We start from the raw sequence: 11,477 nt of genomic DNA on the forward strand, positions 1-11,477 counted from the left end.
CGGGTGATGATTCCCCTACTTACTTTGTGATGACAACAGAACTCGAAACTGAACTGCTAACTGCTGTGGAGCGCCGGCGCAACTTTGCCATTATCTCGCACCCTGATGCGGGTAAAACTACTTTGACAGAAAAGCTGCTGCTTTACGGAGGTGCAATTCACGAAGCAGGTTCTGTGAAAGCGCGGCGGGCCCAGCGACACGCTACCTCTGACTGGATGGCGATGGAACAGCAGCGGGGAATTTCGATTACTTCTACTGTTTTGCAGTTTGAGTATAAAAATTATCACATTAATCTGCTCGATACTCCGGGACACCAAGATTTTAGCGAAGATACTTATCGAACTCTGGCGGCGGCTGACAATGCGGTGATGCTTGAGGATGCTGCTAAGGGTTTGGAACCGCAAACTCGCAAGTTATTTGAAGTTTGTAAGTTGCGACGTCTGCCTATTTTTACTTTCTTTAATAAGCTCGATCGCCCTAGCAGAGATCCTTTGGATTTGTTGGACGAAATTGAGAAGGAATTGGGCTTACAGACTTATCCGGTAAATTGGCCGATCGGTACGGGCGATCGCTTTAAAGGCGTTTTTGACCGCAGAGGGCGAAAAATTCACTTGTTCGAGCGGAGTAAACACGGTTCTCGCGCGGCAGTTGATACCGTCATTGAATTGGGCGATCCGCGCATTGAGGATTTGTTAGAACAAGACCTTTACTATCAGCTTAAAGAAGAGTTGGAACTGCTGGATGAGTTAGGAACTGAACTGGATTTAGACTTGGTTCGCGCTGGGAAAATGACTCCGGTTTTCTTTGGCAGCGCGATGAGCAATTTTGGGGTAGAACTGTTTTTGGATGCGTTTTTAGATTACGCGATGAAGCCGATCGCCCGCAACAGCAGCGTCGGGGAACTTCCGCCAACTTATGAAGATTTTACCGGGTTTGTGTTTAAATTGCAAGCAAATATGGACCCGAGACACCGCGATCGCGTAGCGTTTATTCGGGTTTGTACGGGCAAGTTTGAAAAGGACATGAACGTGACTCACGCTCGCACTGGTAAAACGGTGCGTTTGTCAAGGCCTCAAAAGTTATTTGCTCAGGATCGGGAGTCGATCGAGGTTGCGTATCCGGGCGATGTGATTGGTTTGAACAATCCGGGGGTTTTTGCGATCGGCGATACTATTTACACTGGGCAAAAACTGGAATATGAAGGAATTCCCTGTTTTTCACCGGAACTTTTTGCTGTTTTGAGAAATCCCAATCCTTCTAAATTTAAGCAGTTCCGCAAAGGTGTTTCCGAGTTGCAGGAAGAGGGCGCAGTACAAATTATGTATTCGGCTGACGAGTCGAAACGCGAACCAATTTTGGCAGCAGTAGGACAGTTGCAATTTGAGGTGGTGCAGTTCAGAATGCAGTCGGAATACAATGTGGAAACGACGATCGAGATGTTACCTTACAGTGTAGCCCGTTGGGTTGACGGCGGTTGGGATGCGCTGGCTAAGGTTGGACGGCTGTTTAATACGGTGACGGTGAAAGATACTTGGGGAAGGCCGGTTTTGCTGTTTAGAAATGACTGGAATTGCCGGCAGGTGGAAGGGGAGCATCCTGTTTTGAAGTTAAATGCGATCGCCCCTGTGGTTTCTGGTTTGGCTGTTAGCGCGGAGTGAGCGTTATACCAATTTCATAAAATAGCGCTAGATCTTACCCCCCAACCTCCCCTTACTAAGGGGGCTAAGACTTTGATCTCGCAACTTACAGCAGAGAAAACTGTAGGAGGAGCTTAAGTTAGAATACGGTTTACTTAAGTTATAAGTTGTAGGGTGCGTCGCTCGTTTAATCTGGCGTTGGGGGGCGAAAGTTGTTCTTGGTGGCGCACCCTACGTTCACTCCTACCAATCCAGTTAAAAACAATGCAAACCAGAGTCCAATTATAGCTTTTTTGAATGAAACAATTCACATTTCTAATTTTTCTGTGCGGCCAGTGATATCTTAAACTGTTTTCCCACATAACTCAATGAATCTGCTAAATGTTTGTGCCAATAATTCCAACCGACATCAGGGCCAACAATCCCGTGTCCGCCCGGAAATTTGTTGAACTCGTTAGCAACACCCAAACGGTTTAATTGTTCGTGAAACTGTTGCGTAGAAATTAGAAATTCCTTGTCTTCTTCCCCAGCATCCAAATAAGCGCGCAACCGCTGTTTATCTTTAACATAAATTTTTTCAACTAAATATTTAGGACTGTTAGCCTTGCCGCTTTGGTCGGTAAAATAACCGCTGTGGCTGAACAGAATATTAAAATTATTCAAGTAACGCAAACCCATATTAAAAGCTCCCCAACCCCCCGAAGATTGTCCTCCCATTGCCCAGAATTTGGGGTCTTGCTGCGTTCTGTAACGCGATTTGACGATTTGAACCAACTCGGAGCCGATCGCGCTTCCCACCTTACCGTTGGGCCCGTCAAAATACTGCGGGTCCCACAAAGGACTCGTACCCCGCTTGTCGTTCCCGTCAGGAGTAATTACAATTGATGGCGGCAATCTTTTGCTTTTATATAAATCGTGAAGCACAGAAGTAACAGCGGCTTTGTCCTGATAAGCGCGCGCGTCTCCGTGCCCGCCGTGCAGCAAAAAAATGACTGGATAGCGCTGTTTGGGATTTTTTGCGTACCCAGGTGGCAAAATTAAGCCGTAGGTGCGCTCTGAATTCATAGCTGCACTTTTATATGTTTTGAGTTGAAAATTTAAGTCAGCATCAGCCACTACTTTCGGAGGGTCTAACTGAGGTGCTCCGGCAATAAAAACGTACCAGTATCCACTCGCACCGAGGAGGAGGATTGTACCGGCACCGATACCTAAAACTTTTCCCAGCCACTTAGGCATAGTTTCAATCTCTCTTTTTTGTTTGCGATCGCAATCCGTACATTATATGCAAGTATATTGTAGAACTGTAGGTGAGGTCGATCGCACATTTTGCAGCTAAACTGCAACGGTCTCTGGGGCCCGTTCCACAGTTAAACTGCAACGATGTTAAATTCTTCAATTCTTTAATCTAAAATGGTATGACTTATCGAAATCCCGCTCCTACAGTTGATATTATCATCGAATTAGCCGATCGCCCGCACCGCCCGATCGTACTCATCGAACGCCGCAATATTCCCTACGGCTGGGCAATTCCCGGCGGTTTTGTCGATTACGGGGAATCGGTAGAAACGGCGGCAAAACGCGAAGCTTTAGAAGAAACGAGTTTGAATGTAGAATTAATTGAGCAGTTTTACGTTTATTCTGACCCAAATCGCGACGCCCGTGAACACACTATCAGTATTGTATTCTTGGCTTCTGCAACGGGCGAACCTCAAGCCGCCGACGATGCTAAAAATTTACAATTTTTTGAATCTTGGCAGATTCCCCATCAATTATGTTTCGATCACGATCGCATTTTACGAGATTATTGGCGTTACCGTCATTATGGATTGCGTCCGCGTTTGTAGGGTTAGGGTTTTTAACCGCAGATGGACGCAGATTAACGCAGATTGATTGCGATGATTTATCTGTGATTTATCTGTGTTAATCTGCGGTTAAATTCATCAAACTAAATTCTATGCAAAGCTTGACAATATTAGGCGGAGGTGCTTGGGGTTCGGCACTGGCAAATCTGGGAGGCAAAAAAGGAGCTCGAGTTAATTTGTGGTCGCGCAGCAGTTCTGTTAATCTAGAATCAGTTATAACAGGTGCGGATGTTGTTGTTTCGGCTGTTTCGATGAAAGGAGTTGGAGCAACGGTCGATCGACTTTTGGCTTTACAGTTAAGTCCCGATACAATTATAGTTACTGTCACCAAAGGTTTAGATCCCGCGAGTACGCGCACTCCCTCTCAAATTTGGCAAAATGCGTTTCCTAACAATTCAATTGTGGTACTTTCTGGCCCAAATCTTTCCGAGGAAATTCAGCTAGGATTGCCGGCTGCAACGGTAGCGGCGAGTTGGGATTTAGCTGCGGCCAAGCAAGTGCAAAATATTTACAGTTCTGATATTTTTCGGGTTTATGTGAATGAAGACCCGCTGGGAACTGAGTTAGGTGGAACTTTAAAAAATGTATTTGCGATCGCCGCTGGTGTTTGCGACGGTTTACAATTAGGAACTAATGCTAAATCTGCTTTGCTGACTCGCGCTTTGCCGGAAATGATTCGGGTGGGAGTTCGTTTGGGAGCTCGTGCAGAAACTTTTTATGGTTTGTCTGGTTTGGGAGATTTGCTCGCTACTTGCAACAGTCCTTTATCGCGCAATTATCGGGTTGGTTTCGGATTGGCTAAAGGCAAATCTTTAGAGGAAGTTTTGCAGGAATTGCAGAGCACGGCTGAGGGGGTCAATACTACTAATGTGTTGATTGATTTAGCTAATCAACGCGGCATTGAAGTGCCTGTTTCTCGTCAAGTTTATCGCTTATTAAATGGTGAAATTACTCCTGAACAAGCTGTTTTATCGCTGATGGAACGAGCTTTGAAACCGGAGATTTTATAACCTGTACCACTAGATAGGTAAGGACTTAAGCAAAGCCTAAGTCCCTACCCGTAGCTGAAGTTTCAAGGATTTGCCTCACCAGTTGCTAGTTATGAATTAAGAGTTGTAAGCGACATTGGTTGAGCGGTCAGATTGATGTTTCCATCACTCGGTAGAGAAAGAGTTTAAGGAATTGAAGATGAGTTGTGAATCCAAAACTCTTTAACTCATAGCTGCTACTACTTAACTCTTAAATAGCTGCTACTACTTAACTCTTAAGCTGTTCATCATTTAAATTTTCGAGGCGATCTAAGCCAGTAAAGCGTTTCAACCTCTGAAACACGCATTTTAAATGCACAACAGCTTAACTCATAACTCATAACTTGCAGAGCGAGTTGCACCAGCTTTACATCTTGCCTTGCTGCATTACCTGTTGAAGGTGCTGCCGAATTTCCTGCGCGTGCTCCATGTCAGCTTGCTGCAATTTTTGAAACAGCTCAGCACAAGGCTGAGAACCGGTTTCTTGAGCATCTTTCATGTAAGTATCGTAGGCTTTCAAAGCTTCAGACTTGTTGTGCAAAACTGTTAACAAATCATACTCGAGGTTGCTGATGACTGTACTACCGTTAGTGTTCATAAACTGACCTTCTGCTAGGATTTGTTCCAAGTTTGACCTATCCAGAGATGACTGTTCATCTGTCTAGAAGGGTAGATAATTTTTACTTTCCGCCGTAATAAAACGCAACTTCTTTATCTTTCAGCGGTGCGAAGTCAGCAGCAACGAGCATTTTATCGAGCTCGTTTTGAGGCAGATGTTTGACACCGATTCGGACAATGCGTGATCGCATTGTATTTGACACGCCACTGCGCTGTCTCCCGGCTTCTAATCCCATCACTTGCTTGTAGAGGTCTAATTTTGCTTGCGGAATCGGAGTACCGTCAAAGTCTATTCCCGAGGCGATCGCAACATCGATCGCATCTGCACCAGTTGTAGATTGAGCCGCTGAGTTTGTTTCTGAAGACATTGTGGTGTGATATTAAAGTTTGCTGTGGGAGTATTTTATCAGAAAACTCTTGACTTTAGTCAAATTTGTCAATACTAATATTTGACATTTCCCGAATATGTGACACCAACCCGAAAGTCCGCCTGGGGTTTAAACCCGTCGCAAAGCTAAAATCCGCGCTCAGCAGATTAAAGATAAAGAAGGATTTTTACTGTGATGTAATATGAATTTTACTATTGCTATCGGGAACGATATGAGCGGACTAAAGTCCGCACTACGAACCGTTTTTGTTGTGGCGATCAATTATACAGGGGTTAAAACCTCTGATATAATTTTTGACTAAAAAACTGGCAGGCTTAACTATAAAAAAAGCTGACTAGCTTGCCGCAAATCCACGTTTCCCCCGCTGACAATCACGCCAATTTTCATATTTTCAGCTTTGACAACTCCTGACAGCAAAGCCGCTGCTGCTAACACTCCCGTGGGTTCGACAACTATCTTCATTCGTTCCCACATAAAAAACATTGTAGTGCGAATTGCCTCTTCCGAAACTGTTGCCATATCGTCCACATAATGCAGCACTAAAGGAAAAGTCAATTTCCCTAAAGATGGCGTGCGCGCGCCGTCAGCAATAGTATCGGGGTTGCTAACAGTTTGCAGGGTTTTTGTGCGGAACGATCGCGCTGCATCATCTGCTCGATCGGGTTCTACTCCGATTATTTTACACTGGGGAGACAAAGTTTTGGCTGCGATCGCGCATCCCGACAGCAAACCCCCGCCGCCGCAGCAAACTAAAAGCAAATCCAACTCTCCAACTTCTGCGATTAATTCCAGCGCCGCCGTACCTTGTCCTGCAATCACCCGCGCGTCATCATAAGGAGGAATAATTGTCAAGTTTCTTTCCCCAGCAATTTGGGCAGCGAGCTCTTCGCGGGAAACTTGAGTTCGATCGTACACAATAATGTCGGCACCGTAGCCACGAGTCGCCTCTTGCTTGACTTTGGGCGCATCGGCAGGCATCACCACAGTAGCAGGAATTGCGAGCAACCGTGCGGCAAGGGCGATCGCCTGCGCGTGATTTCCCGAAGAAAAAGTCACAACTCCCCGCTGTTTTTCGGCTTCAGATAGCTGCATCAAAGCATTGCAAGCACCGCGAAATTTAAACGAACCCGTCCGCTGAAAGTTTTCGCACTTGAAAAATACTTGAGAATTAGTTTGTTTGTTCAGGGTCTCCGAAGTCAGCACCGGAGTCTTGAAAGCTTTGCCCTGCAAGCGCTTCGCCGCCGCTTCCACATCGGCAAAACAGACTGGAAAGGGATTTTTATCAGCAAGCTTGGGTGTCATATTTTGCTGCGTCTGGTGCTTGGGGCGAACATTACCATAGATCGAGTCAGAGTAGTATCACTTTTAATGATAAGACATATCAGAAATATTTATCACTTAACTATTGCAACTAATTACCAAAAGAACTGTAAAATAAAATCAAAATTATTGCCATAAGTTATCACATAGCAACAACTAAGTAGGAGAGCGATTTAATGAATGTAAATTTTAAAGCGTTAGCAAGCGTTAGCGTCGGATTGTTGCTGTTAGGGGGTTTGACGGCGAATGCAGTGGGAATGGGGCAAAAGGCGATCGCCCAAACAACGCAGCAGGGCGATCCTCTTCGAGGGCTTCGCCAACGAGATTTAAGAGCACAAGCTCCGATAAATCGCATTAGAATCGTATTTGCCAACCGCAGAGATGCTACAGACTTGCAAAATAAAGCCAATCAAGTAGCGCAAATACTTTCCAAAGAAATCGGAATGCCCGTCGATGCAGTCATCGGCGACGAAACCGCCGCCGTAGAAGCATTGAGGGCCAACAGAGCAGATGTAGCATTTGTAGCAGGGCGCGCGGCATTAAAAGCAGAACAATTAGCCAAAGCGCGGATGTATTTAGCAGAAGTTCGCAGCGATTATTCCGGCGGAAATACCTACAATTCCGTGTTTGTAGTGCGCCAAGACAATCCCCTGCGCCCGAAAGGTTCAGCAAAACAAACCCTCGAACAATTGAAAGGCAAAAAAATGGCTTTCACCTCTCGAACTTCCGGTTCGGGATTCATTTTCCCAATCTCAGAATTAGTGGGTCAAGGATTAGTTTCAGGGCCGGATAGACTGGAGAGCTTTTTCGGAAATGTCACCTACGGTGACGGTTACAGCAGCGCTTTGCAATCTGTTTTAAGAGGTCAAGCAGATGTCGCAGTTGTCTCCGAATACGCTTTGCTACCGCCTTGGATTACAGCGGAAGAAGGTAAGAAATTGCGAGTTTTGCAAGAAGTTAACGGAGTGCCAGCCCACGGAATTGTAATTGACGATCGCGTTCCTGCACCGATGCGCGAAAAACTGATTAATGCTTTCATGAAAATGAACGAACCAGCAAACAATCAATTGTTCCGCAGTTTGTACAATTCTCAGAAATTGGTAAAAGTCGATCACGCGCGCCATTTATCAACCTTGCGCCAAGCTTTGGTGCGCGCCAAACTCGAACCATAAAATCAAGGTTCGTAGCGAGAGTAAAGGTTCGCAGTGAAGGCTTCAGTTCGCAAAAAAAGAAGGACTGAAGTCCTCACTACGAACCGATTTTATTGTTACCCATCGAGGAGACAGTATAGCCTTTCTGTGCTCTCATATAAGGCATAGGGCATAGGGCATAGGGCATTCGGCATAGGGCATAGGGCATACCTCACTTTTTTGAGAAAGGCTATATATTAATGGCAAAGTCGATCGACAAATAGTGACCAAATTAACACGCCCAATTAAAAATTAATATAAATAGCTAATTTTTTTTCTTCCTTCTTCCTTCTTCCCGATCACGTTGTACGGAAACTCGGAGGCGACAGCACTAATGACTAATAACTAATGACTAATGACTTCTTCCTTCTTCCGTCGGACTTACATCCGTTACATAATCCGTTGCCGAACTTCTTCTTATGACTATAGAATGCAGCCAATTAAAAACAGCTTATTCAACCGCGCTAAACCGCCCGATTTTGAACGGAATTGATTGCCAAATAAAACAAGGCGAATTTGTAGCGCTTCTCGGTTTAAACGGTGCTGGAAAATCTACACTTCTCCGTTCATTTGTCGGATTAGTCCCCGTCAAAACAGGAGAAATTCGGATTAACGATACAATCATAACTCCGCGCACTCTGAGACGAATTCGGCGCGATATTGGCTTAATTTTTCAAGGTGGCGGGTTGGTAAAACAGTCACCCGCGATCGACAATGTGCTTTGTGGTTGCTTGGGAAGCTTAAATACTTGGGAGACTTTGTGGGGTTTTCCGAAACAGCAGCGCGATCGAGCATTTGACTTACTAACAGACTTCGGACTCAAAGACCTAGCATATCAAAAAACCAGACTGCTCAGCGGCGGACAACAGCAAAGAGTCGCCATCGCCCGCGCCTTAATCCAATCCCCCCAGATTTTACTCGCCGACGAGCCCACCAGCGGATTAGACGTAATCGCCGCCCAACAAGTAATGGAAATCCTCGCCCAACTGCACCAAAAACAAGCAATGACCGTAGTTGTAGTATTGCACGATTTAGGAATGGCCAGCACCTATGCCGATCGGGCGATCGTCCTAGATGCCGGTCAGATAGTTTATGATGGCAAATGCCACAACCTGTCCGACAAACTCAGCCAACTAACACCTCCCAAAGTAGAAGTCTAAACTCCTATCTTCTCCCCTCTTCCTTAGCGCCCTTCGCGTCTTCGCGGTTCGTTTAAAAAAAATTAAAAATCAACGCAAATGACCGAAAAAAAATCAACTAATCCCTCAAAAAATCCTGGCTGGATTAAAAATATTGGTATCGCAGCAGGCTTAATTGTACTTTACGGTTGGGCGCTGCGGGGACTAGAAATTGATGCAGAAACCCTGACCAACAGTTGGCCTTACATGACTGATTTTATTTCGCGCTTGTGGCCGCCAAATCTCGAAATAATTGACGTAGCAATTAAAGCTTTAATCGAAACAGTTCAAATGTCATTGTGGGGAACGACATTCGGAGCAATTTTGTCGATCCCAATTGCGATTTGCAGCGCCCGCAATATAGCACCAAAGTGGTTGCGTTGGTTGGCTAATTTATTGCAAAATGCCGTGCGTTCAGTACCTTCAATTGTGCTGGGATTGTTGTTTGTATCCGCGACTGGTTTGGGCGCGCCGGCCGGTACTTTAGCGCTGGCCATTTATACGATCGGCTATCTTGCTAAATTTTATCAGGAGGCGATCGAATCTGTGGAAGCGCGATCGGTCGAATCCTTAGAAGTAGTCGGTGCATCTTGGCTGCAAGTGGCGCAATACGGAATTTTCCCGCAGGTATTGCCGCTAGCCCTCGGTTACACGCTGTGGATGTTTGAGTACAACATTCGGGCCGCTTCGGTGTTGGGAGTAGTGGGCGCTGGCGGCATTGGTTTTGAATTAGTCAATTATATCAGGTCTTTTGAATACAATAAAGCAACAACAATGATGTTAGTGCTGTTAGTTGTAGTCACGGTGATAGATATTATTAGCAGCAATTGGCGGCAGCGGTTGGAAACAAAATAAAAATAGGTTGAGAAACAAAAGAAGGACGCAGCATTGCCGTGTCCTTCTTTTATTGGGACACAGCATTGCTGTGTCCCCGCGCATATCCCCGATATTCAGATCAGAATTCTTGCCCTTTAGAACAAGACTACTTCAGAATTACCGGAAACTCCAAAATCGACACTCACAGTAGCAAACAAACTGTTGCCACCAACCGTAGAACCGTTGCTATCGTAATACAGCTTAGTAGATGCAGACAAACTGTCGTAGATAGCCATGATCGACGGCCCGGTTAAAGTTGCTTCTAACGCAGTTACAGAAACTGTGCTGCTGTAAGCGTAGAAACTCGAGCCCAAAGGCCCGGCGACCGCTCCCAATCCGATAAAAGCAGACTGGTCAATGTTAATTACATCATCAACAATGCTGTAATCGGTAATGATATCCCCGCCACCAGCAGTAGTTCCGGTGAACACAAACACATCAGCACCAAGCCCGCCGCTGAGAACATTTGTTCCCGCACCACCGGTTAAAGTATCATTCCCGTCGCCGCCGAAGAGAGTATCGCTACCCGCGCCACCGAAGAGACTGTCATTACCAGCGCCACCGGAGATGCTGTCATCACCCGCGCCACCGTCGAAAATATCAGCACCAGAGCCACCGTTCAAAATATCGGAGAACTCAGTACCAGTGACGTTATTACCGCTCGCATCTCCAGTAAATAAAACAGGAGTGCTGAAATTGTAACCGCCAGCACCAGAACCGAAGTTGTTAAAGGCTACGGGGAAAGTATTCCCAGCAGCAGTTAAATCAGCAACGCTACCCGACGAGCTAGGAGAAGTTGCAACCGGAGCACTGGTAATCGTCCCTGTAAACACAAAGTCCGCAGTTCCCAAATTGCCAGCAGCAGTACCCAAGTTCGCAATAATTGTCGAACCGCCCGTCACCGTACCGTTCGAGTCAAACACCAACACAGTTTCGTTCGACGCATTGCTGTAGGCGAAGAAACCAGCACTTGTAGAACTGCCCAAAGCAGACGCTTGTGCAGCTTCCACCGTTGCATAAGTTCCGCCGGTGAAAATCACCAACTCTTTGCCAGTAATGTCAGGAGTTGAACCCGTCACACCGTCAAAGTTAGTAGTAGTCAAATTGCCAAATTCGCTGGCTGCAAACTGGAATTTGTCAACCCCAAAGGTAAAGTCAGTAATGCTATCCGCGCCGTCGCCGGGAGTTTTGTAACCAAAGATATCTGCACCGGAACCGCCAGTCAGAATATCCGCACCTCCACCACCAGTGATGATGTCAGCAAACTCAGTACCAGTGACGCTGTTAGCAGTCGCATCTCCCGTAAATAAAACAGGAGTGCTGAAATTGTAACCGCCAGCACCAGAACCGAAGTTGTTAAAGGCTACGGGGAAAGTGTT

Annotated in this window: 11 protein-coding genes; 6 read left to right on the forward strand and 5 right to left on the reverse strand. The window is 45.9% G+C overall.

Translation table 11 applies throughout. From position 1 onward, the window contains the following. The first annotated feature begins 29 nt into the window (after positions 1-29). Positions 30-1,658: a peptide chain release factor 3 gene (gene prfC, locus QT998_RS10015; protein WP_333087017.1), complete on the forward strand. Its 1,629-nt coding sequence runs from the start codon at positions 30-32 to the stop codon at positions 1,656-1,658. Positions 1,659-1,952: 294 nt separating this feature from the next. Here the strand turns inward: prfC and QT998_RS10020 are convergent, their stop codons facing one another. Next, positions 1,953-2,873 carry an alpha/beta hydrolase gene (locus QT998_RS10020; RefSeq protein ID WP_333087016.1) on the reverse strand — a complete coding sequence of 307 codons (921 nt, stop codon included), beginning with the start codon at positions 2,871-2,873 and terminating at the stop codon, positions 1,953-1,955. Between the two features lie 179 nt (positions 2,874-3,052). Here QT998_RS10020 and QT998_RS10025 point away from each other — a divergent pair, with 179 nt between their 5' ends. Further along, positions 3,053-3,481 carry an NUDIX hydrolase gene (locus tag QT998_RS10025; RefSeq protein WP_333114412.1) on the forward strand — a complete coding sequence of 143 codons (429 nt, stop codon included), beginning with the start codon at positions 3,053-3,055 and terminating at the stop codon, positions 3,479-3,481. 110 nt (positions 3,482-3,591) lie between these two features. Next, positions 3,592-4,509: an NAD(P)H-dependent glycerol-3-phosphate dehydrogenase gene (locus QT998_RS10030; protein ID WP_333114415.1), complete on the forward strand. Its 918-nt coding sequence runs from the start codon at positions 3,592-3,594 to the stop codon at positions 4,507-4,509. A 385-nt stretch (positions 4,510-4,894) separates the two neighbouring features. Here the strand turns inward: QT998_RS10030 and QT998_RS10035 are convergent, their stop codons facing one another. The 3 genes from QT998_RS10035 to QT998_RS10045 form a co-directional block, all read right to left on the reverse strand. Next, positions 4,895-5,125, reverse strand: coding sequence for a hypothetical protein (locus QT998_RS10035; RefSeq protein ID WP_333087013.1), 231 nt, complete (start codon positions 5,123-5,125; stop codon positions 4,895-4,897). Positions 5,126-5,207: 82 nt separating this feature from the next. Further along, positions 5,208-5,513, reverse strand: coding sequence for a small RNA NsiR4-regulated ssr1528 family protein (locus tag QT998_RS10040; RefSeq protein WP_006635311.1), 306 nt, complete (start codon positions 5,511-5,513; stop codon positions 5,208-5,210). A 339-nt stretch (positions 5,514-5,852) separates the two neighbouring features. Beyond that, on the reverse strand, positions 5,853-6,836 hold the full coding sequence (locus QT998_RS10045) for a threo-3-hydroxy-L-aspartate ammonia-lyase (protein WP_333114418.1): 984 nt from the start codon (positions 6,834-6,836) through the stop codon (positions 5,853-5,855). 194 nt (positions 6,837-7,030) lie between these two features. Here QT998_RS10045 and QT998_RS10050 point away from each other — a divergent pair, with 194 nt between their 5' ends. The 3 genes from QT998_RS10050 to phnE all read left to right on the forward strand — a co-directional run bounded on the left by QT998_RS10050 (position 7,031) and on the right by phnE (position 10,077). After that, complete coding sequence (locus tag QT998_RS10050) at positions 7,031-8,026, forward strand: phosphate/phosphite/phosphonate ABC transporter substrate-binding protein (protein WP_333114422.1); 996 nt, start codon at positions 7,031-7,033, stop codon at positions 8,024-8,026. 437 nt (positions 8,027-8,463) lie between these two features. Next, complete coding sequence (locus QT998_RS10055; RefSeq protein WP_333114424.1) at positions 8,464-9,204, forward strand: phosphonate ABC transporter ATP-binding protein; 741 nt, start codon at positions 8,464-8,466, stop codon at positions 9,202-9,204. Positions 9,205-9,282: 78 nt separating this feature from the next. After that, on the forward strand, positions 9,283-10,077 hold the full coding sequence (gene phnE / locus QT998_RS10060; protein ID WP_194070011.1) for a phosphonate ABC transporter, permease protein PhnE: 795 nt from the start codon (positions 9,283-9,285) through the stop codon (positions 10,075-10,077). A 116-nt stretch (positions 10,078-10,193) separates the two neighbouring features. Here phnE and QT998_RS10065 read toward each other — a convergent pair. Continuing rightward, a partial coding sequence (locus QT998_RS10065; RefSeq protein ID WP_333114426.1) for a calcium-binding protein occupies positions 10,194-11,477 on the reverse strand: 1,284 nt, incomplete at its 5' end.

It is taken from the genome of Microcoleus sp. S1D4, assembly GCF_036700765.1.
Taxonomy (GTDB): Bacteria; Cyanobacteriota; Cyanobacteriia; order Cyanobacteriales; family Microcoleaceae; genus Microcoleus.

Coding starts and splice junctions, on each gene's coding strand:
- prfC (WP_333087017.1), top strand. CDS start 30: ATGACAACAGAACTCGAAACTGAACTGCTAACTGCTGTGGAGCGCCGG.
- QT998_RS10020 (WP_333087016.1), bottom strand. CDS start 2,873: ATGCCTAAGTGGCTGGGAAAAGTTTTAGGTATCGGTGCCGGTACAATC.
- QT998_RS10025 (WP_333114412.1), top strand. CDS start 3,053: ATGACTTATCGAAATCCCGCTCCTACAGTTGATATTATCATCGAATTA.
- QT998_RS10030 (WP_333114415.1), top strand. CDS start 3,592: ATGCAAAGCTTGACAATATTAGGCGGAGGTGCTTGGGGTTCGGCACTG.
- QT998_RS10035 (WP_333087013.1), bottom strand. CDS start 5,125: ATGAACACTAACGGTAGTACAGTCATCAGCAACCTCGAGTATGATTTG.
- QT998_RS10040 (WP_006635311.1), bottom strand. CDS start 5,513: ATGTCTTCAGAAACAAACTCAGCGGCTCAATCTACAACTGGTGCAGAT.
- QT998_RS10045 (WP_333114418.1), bottom strand. CDS start 6,836: ATGACACCCAAGCTTGCTGATAAAAATCCCTTTCCAGTCTGTTTTGCC.
- QT998_RS10050 (WP_333114422.1), top strand. CDS start 7,031: ATGAATGTAAATTTTAAAGCGTTAGCAAGCGTTAGCGTCGGATTGTTG.
- QT998_RS10055 (WP_333114424.1), top strand. CDS start 8,464: ATGACTATAGAATGCAGCCAATTAAAAACAGCTTATTCAACCGCGCTA.
- phnE (WP_194070011.1), top strand. CDS start 9,283: ATGACCGAAAAAAAATCAACTAATCCCTCAAAAAATCCTGGCTGGATT.